The 25009-nt window shown below is 47.4% G+C and carries 19 protein-coding genes; 10 read left to right on the forward strand and 9 right to left on the reverse strand.

Features of this window, described 5'->3' with window-relative positions:
- Positions 1-73: 73 nt before the first annotated feature.
- Positions 74-907, forward strand: a complete 834-nt coding sequence (gene mtgA, locus GK108_RS09205) for a monofunctional biosynthetic peptidoglycan transglycosylase (protein WP_212592760.1) — start codon at positions 74-76, stop codon at positions 905-907.
- 23 nt (positions 908-930) lie between these two features.
- Here mtgA and GK108_RS09210 read toward each other — a convergent pair whose 3' ends face one another.
- Both GK108_RS09210 and GK108_RS09215 read right to left on the reverse strand, forming a co-directional pair.
- The gene (locus tag GK108_RS09210; protein ID WP_163946250.1) at positions 931-1863 is read right to left on the reverse strand and encodes a carbohydrate kinase family protein; all 933 of its coding nucleotides are present in this window, start codon (positions 1861-1863) and stop codon (positions 931-933) included.
- An 81-nt stretch (positions 1864-1944) separates the two neighbouring features.
- Positions 1945-3321, reverse strand: coding sequence for an MFS transporter (locus GK108_RS09215; protein ID WP_163946254.1), 1377 nt, complete (start codon positions 3319-3321; stop codon positions 1945-1947).
- A gap of 119 nt (positions 3322-3440) precedes the next feature.
- On the opposite strand from GK108_RS09215, the gene GK108_RS09220 reads away from it, so the two are divergent.
- The 3 genes from GK108_RS09220 (at position 3441) to GK108_RS09230 (ending at position 8536) form a co-directional block, all read left to right on the forward strand.
- Positions 3441-4877: a BamA/TamA family outer membrane protein gene (locus GK108_RS09220; RefSeq protein WP_163946257.1), complete on the forward strand. Its 1437-nt coding sequence runs from the start codon at positions 3441-3443 to the stop codon at positions 4875-4877.
- Positions 4878-5001: 124 nt separating this feature from the next.
- A complete protein-coding gene (locus GK108_RS09225; RefSeq protein WP_246224772.1) occupies positions 5002-6789 on the forward strand; it encodes an ABC transporter ATP-binding protein in 1788 nt (595 codons plus the stop codon).
- Positions 6773-8536 carry an ABC transporter ATP-binding protein gene (locus GK108_RS09230; protein ID WP_163946260.1) on the forward strand — a complete coding sequence of 588 codons (1764 nt, stop codon included), beginning with the start codon at positions 6773-6775 and terminating at the stop codon, positions 8534-8536. The genes GK108_RS09225 and GK108_RS09230 overlap by 17 nt, the downstream gene beginning before the upstream one ends.
- Before the next feature lie 38 nt (positions 8537-8574).
- Here the strand turns inward: GK108_RS09230 and GK108_RS09235 are convergent, their stop codons facing one another.
- Positions 8575-9507 carry a sterol desaturase family protein gene (locus GK108_RS09235; RefSeq protein WP_163946264.1) on the reverse strand — a complete coding sequence of 311 codons (933 nt, stop codon included), beginning with the start codon at positions 9505-9507 and terminating at the stop codon, positions 8575-8577.
- Positions 9508-9729: 222 nt separating this feature from the next.
- On the opposite strand from GK108_RS09235, the gene GK108_RS09240 reads away from it, so the two are divergent.
- Positions 9730-10317: a hypothetical protein gene (locus tag GK108_RS09240; RefSeq protein ID WP_163946267.1), complete on the forward strand. Its 588-nt coding sequence runs from the start codon at positions 9730-9732 to the stop codon at positions 10315-10317.
- 52 nt (positions 10318-10369) lie between these two features.
- Here the strand turns inward: GK108_RS09240 and panC are convergent, their stop codons facing one another.
- A complete protein-coding gene (gene panC / locus GK108_RS09245) occupies positions 10370-11209 on the reverse strand; it encodes a pantoate--beta-alanine ligase (protein ID WP_163946270.1) in 840 nt (279 codons plus the stop codon).
- A 137-nt stretch (positions 11210-11346) separates the two neighbouring features.
- Between panC and GK108_RS09250 the strand changes: the two genes are divergently transcribed.
- The 3 genes from GK108_RS09250 (at position 11347) to GK108_RS09260 (ending at position 15069) form a co-directional block, all read left to right on the forward strand.
- Positions 11347-12153: a glycogen/starch synthase gene (locus GK108_RS09250; protein WP_163946274.1), complete on the forward strand. Its 807-nt coding sequence runs from the start codon at positions 11347-11349 to the stop codon at positions 12151-12153.
- Positions 12154-12293: 140 nt separating this feature from the next.
- Positions 12294-14132, forward strand: coding sequence for a glutamine--fructose-6-phosphate transaminase (isomerizing) (gene glmS, locus GK108_RS09255; RefSeq protein ID WP_163946277.1), 1839 nt, complete (start codon positions 12294-12296; stop codon positions 14130-14132).
- A 235-nt stretch (positions 14133-14367) separates the two neighbouring features.
- Positions 14368-15069, forward strand: coding sequence for a head GIN domain-containing protein (locus tag GK108_RS09260; protein WP_163946279.1), 702 nt, complete (start codon positions 14368-14370; stop codon positions 15067-15069).
- A gap of 43 nt (positions 15070-15112) precedes the next feature.
- Here GK108_RS09260 and GK108_RS09265 read toward each other — a convergent pair whose 3' ends face one another.
- From GK108_RS09265 to GK108_RS09280, 4 genes are all read right to left on the reverse strand, one after another.
- Positions 15113-15691: a cupin domain-containing protein gene (locus GK108_RS09265; protein WP_246224773.1), complete on the reverse strand. Its 579-nt coding sequence runs from the start codon at positions 15689-15691 to the stop codon at positions 15113-15115.
- Between the two features lie 20 nt (positions 15692-15711).
- Entirely contained in the window at positions 15712-16116 is a 405-nt protein-coding gene (locus GK108_RS09270) for a hypothetical protein (RefSeq protein ID WP_163946283.1), read from the reverse strand.
- 182 nt (positions 16117-16298) lie between these two features.
- The gene (locus GK108_RS09275) at positions 16299-16748 is read right to left on the reverse strand and encodes a lipocalin family protein (RefSeq protein WP_163946286.1); all 450 of its coding nucleotides are present in this window, start codon (positions 16746-16748) and stop codon (positions 16299-16301) included.
- A gap of 100 nt (positions 16749-16848) precedes the next feature.
- Positions 16849-18084, reverse strand: coding sequence for an ROK family transcriptional regulator (locus GK108_RS09280; protein ID WP_163946290.1), 1236 nt, complete (start codon positions 18082-18084; stop codon positions 16849-16851).
- A gap of 275 nt (positions 18085-18359) precedes the next feature.
- On the opposite strand from GK108_RS09280, the gene GK108_RS09285 reads away from it, so the two are divergent.
- Positions 18360-21692 carry a SusC/RagA family TonB-linked outer membrane protein gene (locus tag GK108_RS09285; RefSeq protein WP_163946294.1) on the forward strand — a complete coding sequence of 1111 codons (3333 nt, stop codon included), beginning with the start codon at positions 18360-18362 and terminating at the stop codon, positions 21690-21692.
- A 19-nt stretch (positions 21693-21711) separates the two neighbouring features.
- Positions 21712-23310 carry a SusD/RagB family nutrient-binding outer membrane lipoprotein gene (locus GK108_RS09290; protein WP_317166501.1) on the forward strand — a complete coding sequence of 533 codons (1599 nt, stop codon included), beginning with the start codon at positions 21712-21714 and terminating at the stop codon, positions 23308-23310.
- 141 nt (positions 23311-23451) lie between these two features.
- Here GK108_RS09290 and GK108_RS09295 read toward each other — a convergent pair whose 3' ends face one another.
- Positions 23452-25002: an FG-GAP repeat domain-containing protein gene (locus tag GK108_RS09295; protein WP_163946300.1), complete on the reverse strand. Its 1551-nt coding sequence runs from the start codon at positions 25000-25002 to the stop codon at positions 23452-23454.
- Between the last annotated feature and the right edge of the window lie 7 nt (positions 25003-25009).

Consider the following 25009-nt stretch of genomic DNA (forward strand, 5'->3'; position numbering starts at 1 on the left):
TTGGAACAAAAGCAGAGAAAAACCGTCCACGCTACTGGAAAAATTTTCATTTTCGCGTAACAGACTCGCTTATATGAATCCTCCTCAGCGCCCTGCCAATACATTCAGGACGACTCCGCAACAACCCAGGCCTAAAGTAGGTCATTCGTCAACGCAGCGCCTTCAGAAGGGAGGTCGCTGGCAGCAGGCTCGTCGTTTCATTCGCGAACGGCCCTTGCTGGAACGTATTTACTGGTTCTGTGTCAAGGCGTTTCTATGGCTATTCTTTGGCTCTCTCGGCTACGTTGTCGTTCTCAAATACGTTCCTGTTGTTATAACACCCTTGATGATATCCAGATGGATGGATACATTCGGAACGGATGAGAGTAGCCATATCTATAAAAACTGGCGTTCCTACGACGAAATTAGTAAAGAGGCTGCTCTGGCGGTGGTATCGTCGGAAGATCAGGATTTTCCCATTCACTGGGGGTTTGATTTTGACGAAATTCAGGATGCCATTAAAGAAAATCAGCATCGGAAACGACCACGCGGTGCCAGTACCATTTCGCAGCAGGTCGCTAAAAATGTATTTCTCTGGAATGGGCGAAGCTACATTCGCAAAGGGCTGGAGGTCTATTTCACGGTATTGATTGAACTGATCTGGGGAAAGAAACGGATTCTGGAGGTTTATCTGAACGTAGCCGAAACAGGGCCGATGACGTTTGGGGTTGAAGCGGCTTCGCAGCGTTTTTATGGCCACCCGGCCGCAACTCTTACCCGCGATGAGGCTGCCCGAATTGCGGCCGTATTACCAAATCCACGCCAATTTTCGATTAAAAAGCCATCGACCTATATCCAGCGCCGGACTCGGCAAATTGCCCGGCAAATGCGTTATCTGGGCGGCCAGAAGTATATTCGAAACCTCTAGGGTTCCGTTGCTACGTCTACTGATTACTGATACAGTATGTCTCGCTCCACTATTCCCGGCAGCGGGCCCTGACGGGTGAGTTTCATTTGGGCTAATGCGGCCCCTGATCTGGCACATTGTTCTGGGTCTTTCCCATCCACAAAAGCGGTTAAAAAACCAGCCCAATACGCATCACCAGCACCAGTTACGTCGACAACATCCACTTTTTTGCCGGGGATAACAGACCGCTGAACGCCGTTTTCATAGGATACAATACTGCCCTCCCGACCCAGTGTAAAGCATATAACGGATGCACCCATGTCATGAAAGTCACGTAGAATCCGGTCGGTCGATTGCGCTTCGCCGTATAAACGAAAGGCATCATCTTCGCTTAATTTGACCAGTGCCCCCGCTGAGCAATAATCGCTTAGGACACGCCAGGCTTGCTCGCGGTCGGGCCAGATGGATGGGGCGTAATTAGCATCAATACTAACCTGACAACCAGCCACCTGGGCGCGTTTAGCGGCATCGACGATCGTGTCCTGAGCAGGCTGGCGGCTTAGTGCAAAACAGGTTGTATGAAAAATCTGGGCCTGTTCTAAGAGCGAATCGGGAATCTGACTAGGAGTTAACTGGCAGTCGGCATGGCGATAGGCAACGAAATCGGGCGTTCCGGCCGTTCGTGACACCAAAACGATTGTCGTAGGTTCCAGCGGATCGACTGCGATAAACTGCGTATCGACGCCTATTTCAGAAATTTCCCGAGTTACATAACGACCAATATTATCATTGCCGACACAGGCGATCATTGCCGTTTTATTGCCCAGACGAGCCATATTGGCGGCCATGTTTGCGGGGCTACCCCCCTGGAAACGCCGAAAATCGACAGAATCGAGCAGGCTTGTCGCTACGTAATGCCCAATAAAGTCGGCTAGTAGTTCGCCGACAGCTAATAAAGTATATGGACGTGGAGTCATGGCTATACTACGTGTTATTCCAATCTGACAACAGTTAGGCGTTCAGATCGGAATAACAAAAATAGGTGGTGAGTTTGGTTGTTAATTACCTCCTGGGTTGACCGGAAACGCAGCCTCTTCGCTACGTCTTGTTTCTTTTACCAGAAAGCAGGAAGCGGCTGCCAGTAATAGACAGACACCAGCCAGCGCCAGCGCGTTACGTGGGTCGTTGTTGAGCGCCGGATAAATGAACTGGATCGTGAGGTTATTAACGATTTGTGGCACCACAATAAAACCGTTGAATATGCCCATGTAAACGCCCATTCGTTCGGCAGGAACCGAGCTGGATAAGAGCACATAAGGCATCGACAGAATAGAGCCCCAGGCTAGGCCAACGAGTGTCATGCCAACGAAAAAGACGTATTTGTCCGAAGAAAGAAGCATGGACAGGAAACCCAGACCGCCTATGGTCAGGAAAACAGCGTGAGTGGCCCGACGACCAATGACGTTGGCAATCGCTGGCAGGAAGAACGAAATCGTGAAACAGCCCACATTGAACATCGCGAAGCAAATATTTCCCCATTCAATGCCCTCCTGAAAACCGGGCGACTGAGCGGTGGGGGCGTTGAAGGCATGCCGGGCAACGGCCAGTGTTAGGTATTGCCACATAAGCGGTAATCCAAACCAGGTAAAAAACTTTACCCACCAGAGCTGCCGCATGGTAGAAGGCATCTCTTTTAAGGCGAGAAATATCTCACTGAAAGCTCCGCCAATGCCGCTACTTTCCTTTTTGAGCTGTTCAAACTCGGCCATATCGTCGGGTGGATATTCGTCTGTTGTATAGATCGTCCACAGAACGGACACTAACACGGCAGCGCCACCGATGTAAAAAGGATATTTGATACTGTTTGGAATAACGCCAGCCGTGACTACGGCTGCCGAGGTCAGCCCCAGTACCCGAAAAATAGCAGGCATCAGATTGGCCAGGGTTTGCCCAAAGCCAACAAAAAAACTTTGCATAGCAAAGCCAAGGCCACGTTGTTGCTCGTTGAGTTTGTCGCCAATAAAGGCCCGGAAAGGTTCCTGGGTAATGTTTAAGCCGGTGTCCAGAATCCACATCAGACTGGCTGCCATCCAGAGTGCCGACGAGTTGGGCATTAGAAATAGCGCCAGACTCGTTACAATAGCACCAATCAGAAAAAATGGTTTTCTACGACCCCAGCGTGGCGACCAGGTTCGATCACTGATTGAACCAATAATGGGCTGGACGATTAATCCGGTGATAGGACCCGCCAGCCATAAAATCGGAATATTGGCTTCATCGGCGTTCAGATACCGGAAAATTGGGCTCATGTTGGCTTGCTGAAGACCAAAGCCATATTGAATCCCCAAAAAGCCAAAACTCATGTTCCAGATTTGCCAGAAACTCAGGTTGGGTTTGGGCCTTGTGCTCGGTTTCTGAATTTTTTCAGTTTGCATGTACGGTAAGTTTTAACTACTCGCTGTAGTTTTAAAGAAAAGACGACAATTATACATAGAGGTTTGCAGGATACAGAGAATTTTTTGTCTTATTTTTCTGAAAAGTCGTAATTTTAAGCATGGTTCCGAACTGTCGGCTGTCGGTTGCTTTGCTGCTCACGGCTTTTCTTTTCTCTTTTTTGACCGCTTCAGCGGATACCCCTGCCGATTCAGCACGATCCGTGATTGTTCGCTCCGTATCGCTCAAGGGGAATTACCGCACTCGCGACCGGATTATTCTCCGGGAAATGACGTTGCACGCTGGCGATACAATCCATCTGGGCGATCTTACCAGTCGAATTGCCTGGGATCAACGTAACATTAATAATACTAACCTGTTTGTAACGGTTGATGTGTCTACGGTTCAGGTTACCCCCGACGATTCAACCCAGTTAGGACTACTCGATCTGACGGTAACCATGAAAGAACGGTGGTATTTGATTGCCTATCCCGTATTCGATCTGGCCGACCGAAATTTTAATGAGTGGTGGTATGAACGAGGGCGCGATTTTCGGCGGGTCATTTATGGCGGACGATTGAGTTACAGGAACGTAACGGGAAACAATGATCAGCTTCAGGTAGCTATTGAGCGGGGTTTTCTCCAGCGAACCATCGTGTCTTATTCCAGACCCTACATTGATAAAGCGCAACAGATCGGTATGCGTGTTGATCTGGCTTACCTGACCAATAAGGAAATTCCGTACCGGACGCTGGGCGACAAATGGGTGTATGTCAAGGACGAGCAGGTTCTTCGGGAACGGGCCTACATTGGGCTGCTATTGACGCATCGGCGGGGTTTATACCATTATCATTCGCTGGACACCCGCTATACCCGAAATACTATTGCCGACACCATTGCGAAACTAAATCCCGATTATTTTCTGGATGGTCGAACCCGCCAGCAGTTCATGAGCCTGAGTTATTCCTATCGCTATGATCGTCGGGATAATGTAGCCTATCCGCTTCAGGGAACCTTGTTTACGGGCGGTGCTGGTGTTTCGGGTATCCTGCCAACTGACGATTTTCGCTTTTTGGATCTGGCCGCTTCGCTGACCAAATACTGGCCGTTAGGGAAAAAGTTTTACGCAGCGGCTACTCTTCGCGGGCGGTCTACCTGGCCTACGCGCCAACCGTATTTCAATCTACGTGGTTTAGGCAGCTCCAACGATATGGTACGTGGTTATGAACTCTACGTAGTGGATGGGCAGCGCACGGCTATCTGGCGAAATAGCATTCGTTACCAGCTATTCAATACACGCAAGCAGTTGAACTGGTTGCACATCCGGCAGTTCAATACGATTCCAATTGCGGCCTATATTACCGCCTTTGGCGATGCGGGTTACGTACGTAGTACGGTGGCTGAGCAGTATCAAAGTCAGCTTGCCAATCGGTTGCTACTCGGAACAGGTATGAGCCTCGATGTCGTTACGTATTACAATTTCGTGGTACGTTTCAGCGGGTCGATAAACAGAGAGGGGAAAGGCGGATTCTTCTTTAATCTGGCTCAGGAATTTTAATGGTGATGCCATTAAACATCGCTCTATCTGAAAAGGCGCTGATGCCTGTGGCTCAGATTGTCCTGGACAGCATCTTGCTGTATGGGACAATCAAGCGTTAGACAATAGGTTTATCTGATTACCTTTGAGCGTATTATTTTCGAAGAATACGACCAGCATGGCTAAAGCAGTTTCGTCGGCAGCTCCTCCCAAAAAGGCATCATTTCCTCTGTCGGGTTTATTAAAGCCATATTCCCGAATGATTGTGTGGTTGATTGTTCTGGCCCTCATCAGCAACGGACTGAACCTGGTTATTCCCATACTTATTTCAAAAAGTATCGATAGCTATTCGGCAGGCCAGTTCGATTGGCGAACCATTGTGCTGGAATTTCTGAGTGCTACGTTGTTGATTTTCGTTTTTACGTACGTTCAGAGTATTGTTCAGACCTATGCGTCGGAGCGAGTGGCCCGGGATTTGAGAACGCAACTGGCCGATAAGATTTCGCGGCAGGACTTCTCGTATATCCAGCAGGCCAATCCGTCGCGTTTGCTGACCAACCTGACATCGGATGTCGATTCGGTTAAATCTTTTGTATCGCAGGCTATTGTCTCCATCGTATCATCGTTGTGCATTATTCTGGGCGCCAGTGCCTTATTAATCAGTATCAACTGGAAACTGGCGTTGATTGTACTGGCCATCGTTCCCATCATCGGTGCTACGTTTTATGGGCTGATGAGGAAGGTAAGAACCTTATTTATGCGTAGCAGAGAGGTCGTTGACTGGCTGAATAAAGTAATCAATGAAAGCGTTTTAGGGGCGGCTTTGATTCGGGTTCTTAATTCGCAACAGCCTGAATACGATAAGTTTGTTGCCGCCAATACGGATGCTAAAGACATTGGCATTGCCATACTACGTTTATTTGCTGCACTGATTCCGATTATCAGTTTTACCGCGAGCATGGCGGCATTGGCTATTCTGGTGCTAGGCGGGCGATTTGTGATTACGGATCAGATGTCGCTGGGTGATTTTGCCGCCTTTAACAGCTATCTGGCTCTGCTGGTTTTCCCAATTATTGTGATTGGGTTTATGAGTAATGTGATTGCGCAGGCATCTGCTTCCTACGAGCGCGTCAATCAGGTGTTGCAGGCACCTGAACCAATTCAAATCGGTACTGCCCAAACCATGCTGACTGGCACTATCGAGCTGGACTGCGCGTCTGTCTATTACGGTGAAAAGCCAGCCTTAAAAGAGGTATCCTTTACGGTAAAGCCAGGGACTCGCACGGCTATTGTTGGGCCAACGGCAGCGGGAAAAAGCCAGTTGCTGTATTTGTTAACTGGGCTTATTAACCCTACTGAAGGTCGCGTTCTATACGATGGACAGCCCATTGGGCATTACGATAGTGATACATTTCATAGTCAGGTGGGGTTTGTGTTTCAGGATAGTATTCTGTTCAACATGAGCCTTCTTGACAATATTGCCTTTAGCGACAACGTAACGGACGAAGCGTTGAACAAAGCTATCGACGCGGCAGAACTCCGACAGTTTATAGAGTCTTTACCCGAAAAGCTCCAGACGATTGTATCGGAGCGAGGCACTAGTCTGTCGGGCGGACAGAAGCAACGGATCATGTTGGCCCGTGCGCTGGCACTGAACCCTAAAATACTTTTCCTGGACGATTTTACAGCTCGTGTTGATACCAGCACAGAGCAAAATATTCTGCAAAATGTACGAGAGCATTACCCTGGCTTAACGCTGCTTTCGGTTACGCAGAAAATTGCTTCGGTAGAGGATTATGAGCAGATTATTCTATTGATGGAAGGCGAAATTATTGCTCGGGGTACGCATGCTGAGCTGCTGGAAACCAGCCCTGAATACATCCAGATTTATCAGTCGCAACGTAGCACCAGTCAGTATGAACTACGATCTTAATCAGTTTACTGGGCAGAAAGCGGAGAAAAATGCTACGTATAAAGCCCTTCAGAAGTTACTGGCGCTCATTAAAGATGATCATCGAACGCTGACGCTGGCTTTTATAGCCGTTCTTGTTAACTCAGGGCTGACGCTGCTTGGACCAACAATTATTGGCTACACGATCGATAACTACGTAGTGACGAAGCAGTTTGACAGCGTTTTACGGAATGCCAGCCTTCTGCTGGGAATGTATGTAGTAGCCTTGGGAACCGGCTATACCCAAACCCGCCTGATGGGGGGAGTCGGGCAGCGGACATTGTTTAAGCTCCGAAATGCCGTCTTTACGAAGTTACAGGAATTGCCTGTCGCTTTTTTCAATCAGAACAAAGCAGGAGATCTTATCTCACGAGTCAATAACGACACCGACAAACTAAACCTGTTTTTTGCGCAGTCGCTGATGCAGTTTATTGGCAGCATCGCCATGATGATCGGGTCGGCTTTATTCCTGTTGTTTGTCGATTTGCCACTGGGGGCGGCTGCTTTGGCTCCGGCTTTGTTAGCCTGGCTGTTTACACTGGCGACGTCCGCCTGGGTGAAACAGAAGAATGCCATAAACCTGAAAAGCGTTGGCGGTATGAGTGCCGAAATTCAGGAGAGCCTCAATAACTTCAAAGTGATTGTTGCCTTTAATCGACGCGACTATTTTCGGAAACGATTTGCGGAGGTAAACCAGCAGAATTATCAGACGGCCGTCAAGGCTGGCCTGGCGAATAACATTTTCATGCCGGTCTACAGTTTTTCGGCCCAGTTAGGGCAGTTGATTGTGCTCTCGTTTGGTATTTATCTGATCGCTACAAACCGATTTTCGATTGGTTTGCTGATTAGTTTCCTGTCTTATGTGAACAACTTTTATAACCCACTTCGTCAACTGGCAACCTTATGGTCAGGCTTTCAGGTAGCCCTGGCGGGCTGGGATCGTATCTCGCAACTGCTATCGCTACAAACGAATCTGCAAACCATCCACGATACTAGCAACAAGACATCATCGGCGCTGCTGGCTTTTCAGAACGTATCGTTCGGCTATCCGAATGGCCGGGAAGTCCTGCATACTATTAGTTTTGAGCTGGAACGGGGCAAAACCTATGCGCTTGTTGGCCCAACGGGCGGTGGGAAAACCACAACTGCTTCGCTGATTGCCCGACTGTATGATCCAACCAGTGGTGTGGTTTTGCTGGATGGTCGAGATATTCGTTCGTATACGCCACAGGAGCGCACGCAGAAGATTGGATTTATTTTACAGGAACCGTTTCTATTCACCGGAACGGTACGTGATAACCTGCTGTACGGCAACGAACAGTACCAGCACTATTCGAACGAACAGTTGGCTACTGTAATTCGCGACGCCAATCTGAAAGGATTACTGGAACGTTTCGATGACGGACTGGACACTAAGGTACAGGCAAGTGGTGAGGCTGTGAGTTTGGGGCAGAAGCAGTTGATTGCTTTTATGCGAGCCGTGCTACGTAACCCCGATTTATTAATATTGGACGAAGCAACGGCGAATATTGATACGGTTACGGAACAGCTATTGGGCGAGATTCTAACGAATTTGCCGGAGCGAACAACCCGTATCGTTATTGCGCATCGGCTCAATACGATCGAAAGCGCCGATGAAATCTTTTTTATCAATACGGGTGAAGTGACGCGGGCAGGATCGCTTCAGGATGCAGTTGAGATGCTCCTTCACGGAAAGCGTATAAGCTAACAGAGCGACCCTCATTTCTGAAAGTCGCTCTGTTTTATCTAGGCTGCCAGTTGTTCTTCAACTTCTTCGTTGACCGCCATTCGTTTCTTTTCTTCCGCAATCTTTACCGGGCTGCCAAAAATATAGAACATCTTTTTCCGGAAGCCTTTGGCCGCTTTTACGTCCTGAATCATATCCGTTACTTCATGGAAATTAATGAACAACGGGTTGGCTTTATTAGGAATGTTGGTCGTGATACCGTAGATCACAGGCTCGTCTTCTGGTTCAAACGTGCCAAATATCCGATCCCAGAAAATGAACGTAGCACCGAAGTTTTTATCGATATACTGCTCCTGCGAGCCATGATGAACCCGGTGGTTCGATGGCGTAGCAAAAATGTATTCTACCCAGGCTGGCATACGACGGATATATTCGGTATGTACCCAAAACTGGAATAGAACCGCAATCTGATTCGTAACGAAGAAAATAATGGGGTGAAAGCCCATGAAGGCCACGGGCAAAAAGAAAATGATTTTCAAATGCTGAATCCAGCTTAGCCGATACGAAACCGTAAGGTTATAGTGCTCTCCGGAATGGTGTACAACGTGGGTTGCCCACCAGAACCGTTGTTCGTGCGAAACCCGGTGAGCCCAGTAGCTGAAAAAATCGTAGATAACGTAGCAGGGTAGCAATGTCCACCATTGTAACTCCATCCGCCAGGGAAGCAGATTATAAATCCAGATACATAGGTAAAGTAATCCCAGCTTCAGTGCCGCCGTTACGACCAGATTGCCCAGACCAACCAGAATCGAACCGATTGTTTCCTGCTTTTCGTAATAATCACGTTCCTGATAATACACGACTACCATTTCAATTACTGTAAAAAACAGCATGACAGGAACTGCCCATAAAATGATATTCGGAATGTTTTTCTCAAGGTTGTGTACGCTGTCGAAAGGAATCTTTTCTGCACCAAATAAGGAAAAAGGCATAACGCGAAGCTGTCTATGGAAATTGGTAGAATATAATTATTAGTCTAGTTTAACTCTTTTCGTTCAGAAAGGGACACTTTTTGCGTTGAGAATATAAAACTAACTTAAAAAAGTTATAATAAGTCCCTTTGATTGCCTTTATACGGAGATAGTCGACGTAACATACTGGAAACGTAATAAGTTGAATAGACAACTTACCTTTGCAAGATCAATTGAATAAGCATGATTAAAAATTACTCGATCATAATTCTTCTTATTGGATCGTTCTTTTTCCAACAGTGTGGTAATAAGAAACAGACCGGCAATGAGGCTGGCGATTCAACGGTTAGTGAGCAATCATCTACCGGTAGTATGAATGCCAACGTAGCAATGACAGGGCGTTTGGCAGCATTGGGCCTAACCCCCGATAGTGATTGGCGGGGTATTAACCTGGGCGATGATTTTGCAAAAGTTAAAACCACCGAAAAAGCCGAACTCTTCGAAAGTGACGACAAGCATGCAGGCTACACGGTAGAATTCAAAAATCTGGAATCAGCTGATATTCTCTACTATCAAACTAATCAGCAGGTGTCGTCTATTGAAGTCGACCTCTTTTTAAATAATCGGGAGTCAGTAGGTGAATGTCAACGGGAACTAGGTTCTTATTTTGATGCACGCTACGGGCCCGCAAAAGCTGCAAACGGCATTACTACGTGGACCAGCAAGGCTGGTCACCAGATTACGCTAAAGGACGTATCAAAAGGAAAGGATTTCGGATTGAAAATAAAAATCGCTTCCAACGGTGGTGTCATGACAGCCTCAGCGAAGTAAGAATTGGCTACGTCACAACAGGCGCCATGTCTTCAAGACATGGCGTTTGTTTTTAAAACACGATGTTATCGATCAGGCGAACGTTGCCAATGTGAGCCGCCAGGCAAATGGCCGTCTGGCCCGGAGCTAGTACTTCATTGACTAGTTGCATGGTATCAGCATTGACTACTTCAACATACTCTAGCCGGAAGTGGGGAAGATTGGCAAAATAACCCGTTATGGCTGCTTTTGCCTGGGCCGTGCTTTGTCCCTCATGCAATAAGTCATGGGCGAGATTAAGCGCTTTGTATAAGGCAAGTGCCTGAACGCGTTCGGTAGGCGTTAGGTTACGGTTACGGGACGACATTGCCAGTCCGTCTTCTTCGCGTATGGTTGGGCAACGGATCATTTCGATCGGGAAGCTCAAATCCCGGATCAACTTCCGGACTACCGCTACCTGTTGGAGATCTTTCTGGCCAAAATAAGCTCGGTCGGGTTGTATGATATTGAATAGTTTCGCCACCACAATCCCAACGCCGTTGAAATGACCCGGTCGGAATGCACCCTCCATCACCATTTCTAACTCTCCAAAATTCAGGCGAATGGTTGGAGGCTCGGGATAGATTTCGTCAACCGAAGGAGCAAAAACAACATCGCAACCCACAGTAGCCAGCTTTTCCAGATCGTCTTCCAGGGTACGTGGATAACGAGCCAGATCGTCTGGATTATTGAATTGAACCGGATTGACGAAGATGCTGCTAACAACCACATCATTTTCCTGTTTAGCCTTTTCAACCAGCTTCAGATGGCCGTCATGTAAAGCCCCCATTGTGGGAATTAAACCAATTTTGTGGGTAGCACGAAGAGGATTCAGGTGTTGACGAAGATCTGTTGTCGTAGCAAAGCTATTCATACGAATCGAGGAGTTTTTAGGCTGCAATGATACGGGATTTAGTATCTTTTTTGGACAAAATGTATTGAAATACGGGAAAAAATTGTATAATTTTGCAAGTTTTTTCGGAGTTTAAACAACACACCCCGCCCGTTTTTATGAGCAAATTACGCATCCTTTACGTGGCCAGTGAAATCAATCCTTTCCTGAAAACGTCCGACGTCGCCGATTTTGTCCGCAAACTGCCACAGGCTATGCAGGAGCGGGGAATGGAGATTCGCATTTTAGTGCCACGCTTCGGGCTTATTAATGAACGCAAGAATCGGCTGCACGAAGTTGTGCGGCTTTCGGGTATCAACATTGCCGTTGGCGATGAAGAAAAACCCCTGATTATCAAGGTTGCGTCGATTCCAACAGCCAAGTTGCAGGTCTATTTTATTGACAATGAGGATTATTTTCAGCGTAAGTACGTTTTCCACGATAAAGAAAATCGATTCTACGATGACAATGATGAGCGAGCGATTTTCTTCTGCAAAGGCGTTCTGGAAACAGTTAAAAAATTAGGTTGGGCACCCGATATCGTTCACTGTAACGACTGGATGACGGCGCTTATTCCACTTTATCTGAAAACGACCTACAAAAACGATCCGATGTTCAAGGATACGAAGTCGGTTTTCACGGTCTACAACAATGCGTTTGAGCACCGTTTCGAAGGCGATATTATTGATAAAGCCCGTATGATGGATATCGATGACTCGATGCTGGAAGAACTGAAGACTGCTGATTTTCAGGGCTTTATTCGGATTGGTTGTGCCTACGCCGATGCCGTTGTGCGAGCAGAGGAAGAGTCGAGCGAGAGCTTAAATGCTGTGCTGGAAGATTTACCGGAGCACAAGTTCGATGGTGCTGATGATGAAGATGTTACAGAACGGTATTACAATCTCTACACGCAGCTTGCCGGATAGTCGGGCATCGTTTTTTTACTGGTCAAACACGAAAACTCAACGTATCAAAAGCCGGAAATTCCGGCTTTTGGCGTTATTTTGCTTCTACTCATTTCCATAACACGTAATGAGCATACCAAATCTAAAAACGAAAAAGGAATATGTGTGGCATTGTAGCGTACGTCGGGTATCGGGAAGCGTGCCCATTGGTGATAAAGGGCCTGAAACGGCTCGAATATCGAGGGTATGATAGTGCGGGTGTGGCGCTCATGAATGAGCAGGGCTTACGGATCTATAAAAAGAAAGGTAAGGTTGTGGCGCTGGAGCAGGAGCTTCAGGGCAAAGAAACGCAGTCCACAATTGGTATGGGCCACACGCGATGGGCTACTCACGGCGAACCCAACGATGTTAACGCACATCCCCATTATTCCTTTCACCGAAAGCTGGCCATCATTCACAATGGTATAATTGAGAATTATGCGGCTATCAAGCAAACGCTGCTCAAAAAAGGGCATACGTTCACGAGCGAAACTGATACGGAGGTTCTGGGCCAGTTTATCGAAGATATCTGGGAAAATCAGGGAGGAAGTCTGGAGAATGCTGTGCGCTTAGCTTTACAGGAAGTTGTAGGAGCCTATGCCATCGTGATCATGAATGAAGCTGATCCCACGCAACTGGTGGCCGCCCGGAAAGGGTCGCCATTGGTGATTGGGGTAGGCGAGAAGGAGTTTTTCCTGGCGTCCGATGCTACGCCTATTGTTGAATACACGAAAGATGTAATCTATCTCAACGATTACGAAATAGCCGTCATTAAAAATGGGGAGCTGACCGTTGTTACGCTCGATAACACGACCACCACGCCTTACGTACAGAAAGTTGAACTGGAGCTGGAAGCCATTGAAAAGGGCGGTTTTGACCATTTCATGCTCAAGGAGATCTTCGAGCAGCCGCGATCTATTGCCGACTCCATGCGTGGTCGGGTTCAGGCCGACGAAGGGATGCTACAGCTCGGTGGATTACGCGATTATCTGGATAAACTGGCTAAATCGAAGCGTATCGTGATCATTGGTTGCGGTACGTCGTGGCACGCTGGTCTGGTTGCTGAATATATTTTTGAGGAGCTGGCCCGCATTCCGGTCGAAGTCGAATACGCGTCGGAATTTCGTTATCGCAATCCGATCATTAAAGAAGGCGACATTGTGATTGCTATTTCGCAATCGGGTGAAACCGCCGATACGTTGGCGGCTATCGAGCTGGCTAAGTCGAAAGGCGCTACCATTTTCGGGGTTTGTAACGTAGTCGGCTCATCGATTGCGCGGGCAACGGATGCCGGTGCTTACACACACGCTGGTCCCGAAATCGGCGTGGCCAGTACGAAAGCATTCACGGCGCAGGTAACCGTGCTGACCTTGATGGCTCTGGCGGCTGCGAAACGGAAAGGTACTATTTCGGACTCGCTGTTTCGCCAGTTACTGGCTGAGTTGGAAAGCATTCCGGCAAAGGTTGAGCGCGTGTTGCAGGCTGCTGATAAAATCAAAGAGATTGCCTACATTTTCACCTATGCCCGCAATTTCATTTACCTGGGCCGTGGTCTGAACTTCCCCGTTGCGCTGGAAGGTGCGCTGAAGTTGAAAGAAATCAGCTACATTCATGCGGAAGGGTATCCGGCTGCTGAAATGAAACACGGCCCAATCGCGCTTATCGATGAAGATATGCCGGTCGTAGTAATTGCGACCAAAGACAGCTCATACGAAAAAATTGTATCGAATATTCAGGAAGTAAAAGCGCGTAAAGGACGCGTCATTGCCATCACAACCGAGGGCGATACGCATCTGCCGAGTATGGTCGACTTCACCATTGAAATCCCGAAAGTACACGAAGTGCTGGTGCCGTTGGTGTCGGTTGTGCCGCTACAGTTGCTGGCTTATGATATTGCCGTTATGCGCGGCCGTAACGTCGATCAGCCCCGGAATCTGGCCAAATCGGTTACGGTCGAATAAGAAAGATAGTAACACTGTAAACGGGCGACAGAGGAGTTCTGATCGCCCGTTTTTTTATATAGTAAGTAGTGAACGTAACAGTTTGTTGGAGAAAAGCCAACGTATTAAGGGATATTACGTTTCAGTACGATACTAATCCGTTTCATCCGGGCTAAGCGGCTGTTCGTATCAGAATAAATGGGTTGTTGCGGCTCCAGAGTGGAATTTTGCCGCTCAGACAACGCAGGTTATTCCTATGAAACGGATTTCTTTTTTCGTGATTCTATGCGTAGCAACTCTTCTGAACGCCTGTAAAGAGGATTTGGGGCCGTACAAAGAAGTTACTCGGGCATACTCACTCGATACATTCAGTAAGCTTACTATGGAGAGCGGCCTTCGGGTTGATGTCCAACCCGGCAACAACTTTAGCATTACTGCTCGGGGTAATGAGGAAGATGTTAACGACTTAGTGTTAACGGTTCGTCAGGGAGTATTATATGCAAACTATAAAAATTCGAGACGTAGAAACCGCTACGATACGTTTATTATGATCACCATGCCGGCCATACGGGCCGTTAATTTTTCAGGGGCCGTCCACGCAACAATTACCGGCTTTCTGACGATGAATGAACTGGATATAGAGCTAAGTGGTGCATCAAAAACCGATTATAAAGGGAATGTCAATCTAGTAAAGTCGGTTTTATCGGGTGCATCGACGTTAACGATGACGGGTGAAGGCAAAAAATTGGTCAGTGAATTGTCGGGTGCGAGTCAACTGGAAGCGTACGATTACCCGGCTGATGAAGCTGACCTCGACGTATCAGGCGCTAGTGAAGTGCGTATTCGTATCAATGATATGCTTAAGGTGAAGGCAAGCGGAGCCAGCAAAGTTCGGTATCGCGGCAACCCTCAGAAGTATATCGACGTATCCGGTGCCAGTATTGTCGTACAGGAGTAATACTCTGATTAGCTCGTCCGCTACGTAACGGCGGACGAGCTAATCAGAGTAGCCAATGTGTCAATAAGCCGCCTTCTTTACCGAGTAAGGGATCGGTCGATGGGAGAGGCACTGCCGCAATATTTTTATCAGCCTGCGGACGTTCGCCTGGTAAGCCTTTGTTTACGTCCCAGCTTCGTCCATCCGGGTAGGCACCCACGATTCCTAACTGATCACTGCCCAGATTTTTGTGGCCAACACCGGCCGGAATGACCAGAATATCGCCCGCCTGTACGTTTACTTTCCGACCATTTTCTCCACCGAGGTGCAGCAGAGCCTTTCCTGAATAAATGCCTAAAACCTCATGCGACGTGCTATGGTAATGGTGAAACGAGTACACCCCATTTCGCCAGGAGTTAGTCCAATTATTGGCCGCAAACCGTCTTTCCAACCACTCGGCCCCTGGGCCATTACGTTCGCTGAAGGCGTTTCGATAGACTAACAAAGGATATTTGCTGTTTGGAATGGTGCCGTCGTCTTTGAAGAAAAGCGTTTCGGGTACTTTCAGAGAATAACTCATAGCGTTACGTGGCAGGCTTAATGAGGCCAGCCCTAATAAAGAAAGAAACGTTTGTCGGTTCATGCGTGACAAAAGCCGAAAGCTTATTTCAGCTTTTCATTCTCTTTAGGGGTCAAAAGGCCGCGAGCAATAGGTTCGGGCTTCGATTTGGGGTTCGTGAAACGTAATAATGTAGCGGTAGACTGGCCATCTTTAGGGGACTTGGCAACTAGTAGCTGATATGACCTTGTGCCGACAATCAGGTTATAATACGTAATATACTTACCTGATTCCTGCGGTAGCCCCCAGTTTGCAACCGGCGCTTTGGCGAGTACATCGTTATCTTCGTTCGACAGGGTCGCATAGGCCGTGTCGGGTTGGAAGTGTTTTCCTGTTACGTCTTCAATCACCGATACAACCGGTGTTGAGGTGGATGAAGCAGGTTTGGTTTGTGCTGAAACTGACGCTCCCATCAGTAACGACAGCACCATGGTGAATAATCCTTTCATTATTTCGGTGAAGGTCAAGCCTTCTTTTCGTTGAGTAAGCAACCATACTACGTAGTATAAACTCAAATTATCGACAAATGGCTATCGAAGACTTTACTTTTGGCAGGTGGAAAACACATCAAGCCGACTAATGGGTCGGCTTGATGCAAATGGTATTGTCAGTACGTTCTTAGTCGAAGTGACTAGTTTTTGACCCGTTTGTAGGTTTCAATAATAACCCGATCGATGCCCAGTTTCTCTACTTTTTCGACGCCCTTCTGAACCAGCGTATCGTCGGCTATTTTCACAACGAACGAGAATTTATTGTTTTCCCAGGCTTTGTCGGTAAAGTATTCCAGGTATTCGGTATACGTACTATCGTTCAGGGTATATTTTCCACCACCGCCCGAAAACCGGGTAGCCGAGGAGTCTTTACCGGTAATGTCGTGATTTAAAAAGGCAAAGTGCGACGCATTGATAATTTTTATCATTTTGTGGCTTGAGTCGAACGTAGAGAATGTGGAATCTTTCTCGGTAGTTGTGGCCGCAACCAGTTCCCAGGTGCCAACAATGGGTGGGTCGGTTGGCTGGGGTTTACAACTGCTCAGGAACAAAATGCCGGAAGCCAGAGCGAGTACAGATTTGAAAGACATAGTCAGAGAAATAGAGTTCAGGAAAACAATCATTATAAGAAGTACTGACCGGAATGTTACTGATACAGACTACTACGTATCGGTTTGCTACGTAGCAGTCTCAATGGTTGGCGAAAATATTCTCCATTACGTATGTATGCGTGCCCAGCCACTTGGCGCTTCCGTTTAACTGGGTTAGCTCAATCGTCATGTCGTTTCGGAAATCGCTCAAACAGTATTTACTGATGGCCTGCTCAATCGTACTGAGAATAAAATTGGCCGCACTGGTCAAAACACCATCGATGATAATAATCTCGGGGTTAAATAAATTGATGGCAATGGCTAGTCCCTTACCCAATAAATAGCCCGCTTCATGTAAGATATCGATGGCGTACGAATCGCCCTGATGAGCCGCGTCGATGAGTTCTGTAATACCAATCTGGTCAACAGAATCTTTAAAAATAGCCAGCTTCGAAACCTGCCCCGACAGAATATCTCGCTGTACGCGCTGTTCCAGCGCTGCGGCTGACGTGCAGGTATTCAGGCAACCAATTTTGCCACAGTGACAAAGTTCGCCATCGGGATCGACCTGAATATGGCCTAATTCGCCGGCAAAGCCACTGGCACCGTGAAAAACCTCACCATTGACAATAATACCGAGGCCAATACCCCAGTCAATATTAATAGACAGTACCTGCTTTTTACCCTGCGCACCTCCAAACCGGCTTTCGCCCAGAACCGTTGCTTTGGTGTCGTTAATGAGATAAACCGGTTTGTTGGTTTCCGCTGAGAACCATCTGGCCAGCGACTCTTCTGTCTGATTCAGTTGTTTATACGTCAGGTTTCTGGCTCGTCGGGCATCAATTAGGCCGGGCATTGAGATACCAACGGCAATCAACTCGTCTTCTGATAAGCCCGCTTTCAGCAGCGCCGTATTGAAATAGCTTACCAGCGACGAAAGAAAAGAACTGTGGTTGTTCAACTGGAGGTCGATATCGTCCCGAAAAACGATATGTCGCTGTGTATCCATAAACAGAATCTTCGTATCGTGGATACTCACGTCGATGACGGCTACAAAATTACGTTTGGTATTGAGGCCAAACAGTACGGGTCGTCGACCATTGTTGCCGATAGCTGGCCCCATTGAGGCTACCCATTCGGTTTGTATCAGCTCGTCCACCAGGCTTGTCACAGAAGGAACGCTACTATGGAGCAGCGTAGCCAGATTAGCGAGTGTACAGGTCCCGTTCACGTAGAGGTGAGCTAAGACCTTCCGCTGTTTCTGGCTTTTTTTATAGTCAACAACTGATTGCTGAGCAGGTAATTCGTCTTCCAGGAGACTATCAGAGAAAGGCATACAGGCAATTATGTATAGAGTATACGTCTATAGCTGCGCGTTTGAGTAAGTTTTTTATTTTGACGGTAACGAAGTAAGGTAGATAGCTGGCTTTGCCTTTCAGCGAAGCTTTGTAAGTAATTTTACGTATTATCCTTATGTTAAAGGATTTTTATTTTACTTATACTGTAGGGCAAAGTTTTTAAAAAAAAATATTAATTCAATGTTAGTTCTGAAATTAATTAACGTTAATATTGTAACAAATTCCCTTGAATTTAACTATATCGAATTTTTCTATGGCAAAAAATCTACTCAGGCTTATTATCCTATTGCTGGTAATAAGCGCTCCCGTAGTAGCTCAGACAATTACGGGAAGGGTAACTGCAAGTAATGATGGCCAGCCTTTACCAGGCGTATCAATCGTGGTAAAAGGGTCTAAAGTAGGTACAATTACAGATGCAGATGGTAAGTACAGTATTGCCACGGGTGCTAGTAAAACCCTGGTTTATTCCTTTATTGGCTATAAAGCCAAAGAGGTGGCTGTTGGGAGCCAGAAAGTGGTAGACGTAACGCTGGACGAAGATGCGTCTATGATCAACGAAGTCGTTGTAACAGCGTTGGGCATCAAAAAAGAAGAACGCGCGCTGGGCTATGCTACGGCAATCGTTAATAATGACCAACTGGTTAAAACGGCTACACCAAACTTCGCTACGGCGCTTTATGGTAAAGCACCGGGTGTAACGATCAATGCAACGCCAGGGGGAGCCACGAGTGCTGTAAACATCAACATTCGCGGGTTATCGTCTATCACCGGAAATACCCAGCCGCTGATCGTTATGGATGGTATCCCCATTCGTAATGGTGAAGTAAGAAACAACGATTACTGGGGTGATCAGCGTATTCGTGGTAACGGACTTCTGGATTTGAACCCGGCCGATATTGAAAACATTTCGATTCTGAAAGGTGCTTCGGCGGCTGCTCTGTATGGTTCAGAAGCAGTTAACGGGGTTGTTCTGGTAACTACCAAAAGTGGTAAAGGCCGGAAAGGGCTGGGCGTCGATTTCAACGCGAGCTACAGTGTCGATAAAATCGCTTACCTGCCACGTTATCAGAACGTAAGAGGTCCTGGTTACATGCAGAATTACGCGAATGGCGGCCAGGATGCCAATGGGTTCATCATGTACGATACCAACGGAGATGGTGTTGGCGATACGCGCGGTCTGCTGAACGCTACGGTTAACTTCGGACCTAAGTTTGACGGCCAGCCTGTTATGGCGTTTGATGGCGTTGTTCGTCCGTATTCACCATCAGGTAATAGCTACGCCGATCTGTTCCAGAATGCGAGCAGTGCCAATATTAATCTATCGGTTTCTAAAGCTACGGAAAATTCGTCCATCCGCTTTTCGTATACACGCCAGGATAATGGCATGATCAGCTACAATGCCAAGAACAGCAAGAACATCATGAATCTGAATGCCAGCTTTAATCCTAGCAAAAAGCTGAAAACAGACCTGATTGTAAACTATATCAACCAGTACACACACAACCGTCCGTTTAAAGTGGATCGTATGATCAATAACTTTTCGGGCATGATGAATCGGTTTGAATCAGCCGACTGGTATTTCAATAAATACCAAACCAGCCTGGGCTATAAATTCGTAACGGGCACCAACCAAAGTCTGACGCCAAGCGAAAACATTATTCGTAACGGCTTCAAGGCAGATATTGGTGATTATGTGTGGAATACACGGGCTAATACCTACGATGAATACAGCAACCGTATTATTGCCAGCATTACGCAGAACTGGGAGATTGTTCCTAATCTGAACCTGCGCGGACGTATCGGAACGGATTTCACCTCAGAACGTATCGAAGACAAGAAACGTAGTGATATTCCATTAGCATTTGGCTACTCAGGTGAATTTGGCCTAAGTAACAACCTGTATAACAACGTGTATGGCGATCTGTTACTGTCGTACAACAAGAAGATCAACGAAGATATTACGTTGTCGGCCATGGCGGGTTACAACGCCTACAAGCAGATCAATACGCTGATGCAGCGCTCGACTAACGGCGGCCTGAGCACCGAGAATTTCTTCGATCTATCGGCGTCTGTAAATACACCGACTTATAACACGACGTTCAATACGCGTGATCGTTGGGTGCGGGATGCTTTCCTGGGTACGCTGAACTTCAACTTCAAGGATATTGTGTATGTAGAAGGAACATTACGTCGTGATAAAACGTCGACGCTTGCTCCGGGCAACAACGCATTCGTTTATCCATCGGTCAACTCATCGTTTGTATTCAGCGATCTGTTCCGACTGCCAACCGCCATCAGCTACGCTAAACTGAGAGCTTCGTACGGTATTGTGGGTAACTACCCATCTATCTACCGGGCCAACACGGCCTACACGCAGGGTAACCTGAACGTACAGCAAACGGGTGGTAGCTCGGTATTGTACACAACGATCAGCAGCGACTACGGTAACGATAAAATCCGTCCCGAACAAAAGCGTGAATTTGAGTTTGGTTTAGAGACCCGTTTGTTCAAAAACCGCATACGCTTTGATATTGCTTACTACAATGCGCAAATCGTTGACCAGATCCTGCCTTTAAACATTGCCGCTTCGTCGGGTGCCAGAACGATTCTGGCCAACATCGGTACGCTACGTAACCAGGGGCTGGAAGTAGCCTTCAACGTATCGCCAATCCGGTCGACTGACCTGAACGGATTTAACTGGGATCTGACGTTGAACCTGGCTAAAAACTCGAACAAAGTTGAAAAGCTGGCGAATGGCTCTAGTGAACTGCTGCATGCCGATTACGATGGTAATGCTGCTCAGCTACGTTCGGTTGTGGGTCAGCCAATGGGCGATATTTACGTGCACGGTATCCTGAAAAATGCAAACGGCGAGAAAATCGTTGGTCCAAACGGTATCTATCAGCTGGATGGAGCCAACTGGATCAAAGCCGGAAACGCCATGCCTAAGTTAACGGGTGGTTTGCTGAACAACTTCACCTACAAAGGCTTTACGCTGGACGTAATTACCGACTTCCGCATCGGTGGTGCCATTATGCCAACGGGTATCAACTGGATGACGTCACGTGGTCTGACCGAAGAAAGCTTAACGGCTATGGATGCTGAACATGGCGGTCTTCGTTACTACATCGATGCCAACGGTAAAGGTATTCAGACAACAGGTAGTGCGGGTCCAAATGGCGAACGTGTTTACAACGACGGTATGCTAATGGATGGTGTGCTGGCTTCTGGCGAGAAAAACACGAACATTGTTTCGCAGGCTGTTTACTACAACCAGACTTACAACTGGGGTGGTCCGCAGTACAGTAATTCACGGTACGAGCTATACGTAAAAGAGAATACCTACATCAAAATGCGTGAGCTGTCGCTGGGCTACCGGATTCCTGCCAACTTTACCCGCAAAATTGGTATGCAGAATCTGACCCTGTCGGTATTTGGTCGTAACCTGTTCTTCATCTACCGGACCATTAAAGATCTGGATGCTGAACAAACCACTACAGGAACGAAATGGACCGACAATATCAACAATGCCGGTGCTAACCCATCGTTCCGGACAGCAGGCGTTATGTTACGGGCTAGCTTCTAATCTTAACGAAATCATGAAAATGAAAAAAATATCATTACTGCTTTTGTCAGGATTATTGCTGGCAAACGTATCGTGTAAGGAATCTGAATTTACGGAGGCCTATCCAGACCCCGCCAAGATTTCGCAAACCACTGTTGAGAAGCAGTTTACGGGGGTTATGTACGCTAACCGCGATTACGTACTACCGGGCTATCGGTTCTACTTCGTTACGTTACGTACAACCCTGAACCACTACAATCAGGCAACGGGCTGGATCAACGATTCAGGCCAGTACGTTCCGGGTTCATCGGGTGTTGAGGATGTGTGGTACACATACTACAACATGCTGGCCCAATACCGTGAACTGCAAAAAGTATATGCGTCGAAAACGGCAGAACAGCAGAAAGATCTTCGGATTTTCATGCTGGCCGCTTCGATCTACGTATATGATCAGACCCAGTCGATGGTTGACCTGTTTGGTCCGATTCCGTTCAGCGAAGCGGGTTTATTGAGCACCAAAGGTGGCGATTACGTAGCATCCAATGCTAAATTCGATACAGCAGAAGGCATTTATACATTCTTGCTGGACGATCTGAAAAGCATTGCTACGGAACTGAATACCCTGACCATTAGTGCTGGTTATCAGACTGCCTTCAAAACGCAGGATTTCCTGAACAAAGGCGACGTAGCGTCCTGGAAACGCTATGCTAACTCATTACGTCTGCGTATTCTGAACCGTGTTTCGGGCGTATCGAGCTTCCAGTCGAGATCGAATACTGAGATGGCTGAAATCTTGAATAACCCAACTACCTATCCAGTAGTTGAGACCAATGCGCAGAATATTCAGATCAGAGTGTACGATATCAACACGGATCTGAACTCGAAAGGCTTCCGCGATGGTCTGGAGTCGACTGATTGGTTTGGCAATACGGCTGGTAAGGCTATCATCGATAACATGAACGCCAACAACGATCCGCGTCTGCCAATTCTGTTCGAACCAGGTGCCAATGCTGGTGGTAAATACATCGGTATCGATCCAACGGCTACGTCGGCTACACAAACCGCTCAGTATAATGCTGGTCAGATTGCTATCTACAACCGCTATACCTTGAGCCGGAATCAGTTCTTCCCTGGTATTCTGATCAATGCTCCGCAGATCAATTTGATCAAGGCTGAGTATTATCTGCGCTCGGGTAATGATGCGTCGGCAAAAACGGCTTATGAAACTGCTATCCGCCAATCCGTACAATTCTACAATGGCATTCTGGCGCTTACCAATGCTACCGGTATTACCGGCTCGCCAGTGCCTACGGCGGCTTCGGATGCTTCTATAACCGCCTACATCGCTGGTACTGGTGTTAACTGGAGCAGTGCTACGAACGCTACGGATAAACTGAAGCTGATTGCTACGCAGAAGTGGTTGCATTATAACCTGGTTCAGCCGTACGAAAACTGGGCTGACATTCGTCGGCTGGATTATCCAACGCTGAGCTTTCAGACGGATAACGCCAATAACCAGACATTGCCACCCGTTCGCTGGCCTATTCCTAGTAATGAGATCACCTATAACGGTGCTAATTATGCGGCTGTTAAGGCAACGGATAATCTGACTACCAAGATTTTCTGGGATGCAAAATAAGCGCTGACCAATACGATCATACATTTTAGATTTGGTAATGGAAAAAGGGGCAAACCGATGGTTTGCCCCTTTTTTTGTCTATTGTTTCGCGATCTGCTACGTAGTAAAGAGCGATGAAAAGCACTTAGAAGATGCCCTGCTCTACTTCCGCTGGTTGTTCAGAACCAGTAATTGAGGAAATGACGTAATGCCACGTAACAGCAACTGACTCATTTCGCCAACGGTATGAAAATAAGAACCCAGAACAATGTCGAGGTCGCCGTCGTGGTCAAAATCGGCCGCTTCTATTGTCAACCATTTGCCGTTGGCCGCTTCGGGTGTGCTGAACGGTCTGAAGTTAAAACGCCCTGCATTCGACAGATAAATAAAGCCCTGTTCCGGTTGATTGGTAGTTGAATAAAATGCCGTAGCTGCAATGTCTAGGTCGCCGTCGTTATCAAAATCACGAGCGATGGCTTTACTGGCCCCATACATCGGGTAAAACCAGATTTCTTTGAAGGTATCGGTATGGTCGTTCAGAAAAATACGGACACCGTGGTAATTTTTGTTAATAGCTGAGTAATCCCAGTTGTCGCCATTGGTAAGCAGAATGTCCTGAAAACCATCGCCGTTAAAATCCGCGAGTTCGAAGTAGCTGGAGCCAAACACAGGCGGGAAACGTAGCACTGTTTTTTCCTTGAATCGACCTTTGCCCAGGTTATAGAAGATGCTGATTTCTTCCCGTGCCTGTGCCATTAAGACCATAATATCGGGCTTATTATCGTGGTTGAAATCCGCAATTTCGACTTTGCGGGCGCCAGGAAAGGCTTTCAGTATATGCTCTTTCGTTGGATTAAAACCGTCGAACCAGCTTAGTTTTCCGGCGTTATTGCCAAAGCTGCAAATAATTACGTCCTCTTTCCCATCGGCGTTTAAATCGCTGGTGGCAAATTGAACGGGCCGGGGCAAGTTTCGGATATTGACTGACGAAGGGCTGGCCAGCGATAACAGACTTCCTTTTTGCTGATCGGAAGGGCTAAAAATCCCAATCGTAAGCGGTCGGGGAGCTGCATTCTTAGGAAAATCAATATCCGTGGCGGGTGTTTCGATGGGCCATGTATTCTCTTTCTGAAACAGACTATCCACTACGTATAGCGACTGCTGGGCATCACCCACGTAAAGCCGGGACGTAGTAACATCATATTTCAACAAAGTAGTTTGCGGAACCGGTTTGTCGCTCAGAAAAACTTCCTGAGCACTGAATAACGGCAGTTGATTCGTTACGTCTGGATGAGGCTTTTGGGGGAGCGGTTCATCGGGCGCTGTGCTTTCGTAATAGCGAACAATTTTATCCCAGTCGCTCTTAGAGAGTACGGCTTCGCTGGGGTAAATAGCCAGCTTACTAATCGCTTTTTCTTCGTCGGGAGGGAGGGTTCGTAACGTATCGTGGCCGGGAAGTTTCAGACCAAGGCGAAGGGCCATAACGGGCAGAACGCCAGTGACCCAGGTCTTCTTATCCAGCAGCTCCGGTTCTGGAAACAAGTGACAGTTCCCGCAGTAACGTACCGCCAGCTGTCTGCCCGCAGCAACCGAATCGCTGTTGGTTGTTAGCCTACTGCGTGACGTAATGTGAGGTCTGTTCGTATCAAGAACGGAAAAGGAAGCGATTCCGAGCGATGTTACGAGAATCAGACTGATCTTAAGCGATGGCATTCGGCAA

The organism is Spirosoma terrae (assembly GCF_010435915.1).
GTDB lineage: Bacteria > Bacteroidota > Bacteroidia > Cytophagales > Spirosomataceae > Spirosoma > Spirosoma terrae.

What these genes read in the sequence shown, in the direction of transcription:
- mtgA (WP_212592760.1), top strand. Translation starts at nt 74, where the DNA reads ATGAATCCTCCTCAGCGCCCTGCCAATACATTCAGGACGACTCCGCAA.
- GK108_RS09210 (WP_163946250.1), bottom strand. Translation starts at nt 1,863, where the DNA reads ATGACTCCACGTCCATATACTTTATTAGCTGTCGGCGAACTACTAGCC.
- GK108_RS09215 (WP_163946254.1), bottom strand. Translation starts at nt 3,321, where the DNA reads ATGCAAACTGAAAAAATTCAGAAACCGAGCACAAGGCCCAAACCCAAC.
- GK108_RS09220 (WP_163946257.1), top strand. Translation starts at nt 3,441, where the DNA reads ATGGTTCCGAACTGTCGGCTGTCGGTTGCTTTGCTGCTCACGGCTTTT.
- GK108_RS09230 (WP_163946260.1), top strand. Translation starts at nt 6,773, where the DNA reads ATGAACTACGATCTTAATCAGTTTACTGGGCAGAAAGCGGAGAAAAAT.
- GK108_RS09235 (WP_163946264.1), bottom strand. Translation starts at nt 9,507, where the DNA reads ATGCCTTTTTCCTTATTTGGTGCAGAAAAGATTCCTTTCGACAGCGTA.
- GK108_RS09240 (WP_163946267.1), top strand. Translation starts at nt 9,730, where the DNA reads ATGATTAAAAATTACTCGATCATAATTCTTCTTATTGGATCGTTCTTT.
- panC (WP_163946270.1), bottom strand. Translation starts at nt 11,209, where the DNA reads ATGAATAGCTTTGCTACGACAACAGATCTTCGTCAACACCTGAATCCT.
- GK108_RS09250 (WP_163946274.1), top strand. Translation starts at nt 11,347, where the DNA reads ATGAGCAAATTACGCATCCTTTACGTGGCCAGTGAAATCAATCCTTTC.
- glmS (WP_163946277.1), top strand. Translation starts at nt 12,294, where the DNA reads ATGTGTGGCATTGTAGCGTACGTCGGGTATCGGGAAGCGTGCCCATTG.
- GK108_RS09260 (WP_163946279.1), top strand. Translation starts at nt 14,368, where the DNA reads ATGAAACGGATTTCTTTTTTCGTGATTCTATGCGTAGCAACTCTTCTG.
- GK108_RS09265 (WP_246224773.1), bottom strand. Translation starts at nt 15,691, where the DNA reads ATGAACCGACAAACGTTTCTTTCTTTATTAGGGCTGGCCTCATTAAGC.
- GK108_RS09270 (WP_163946283.1), bottom strand. Translation starts at nt 16,116, where the DNA reads ATGAAAGGATTATTCACCATGGTGCTGTCGTTACTGATGGGAGCGTCA.
- GK108_RS09275 (WP_163946286.1), bottom strand. Translation starts at nt 16,748, where the DNA reads ATGTCTTTCAAATCTGTACTCGCTCTGGCTTCCGGCATTTTGTTCCTG.
- GK108_RS09280 (WP_163946290.1), bottom strand. Translation starts at nt 18,084, where the DNA reads ATGCCTTTCTCTGATAGTCTCCTGGAAGACGAATTACCTGCTCAGCAA.
- GK108_RS09285 (WP_163946294.1), top strand. Translation starts at nt 18,360, where the DNA reads ATGGCAAAAAATCTACTCAGGCTTATTATCCTATTGCTGGTAATAAGC.
- GK108_RS09290 (WP_317166501.1), top strand. Translation starts at nt 21,712, where the DNA reads ATGAAAAAAATATCATTACTGCTTTTGTCAGGATTATTGCTGGCAAAC.
- GK108_RS09295 (WP_163946300.1), bottom strand. Translation starts at nt 25,002, where the DNA reads ATGCCATCGCTTAAGATCAGTCTGATTCTCGTAACATCGCTCGGAATC.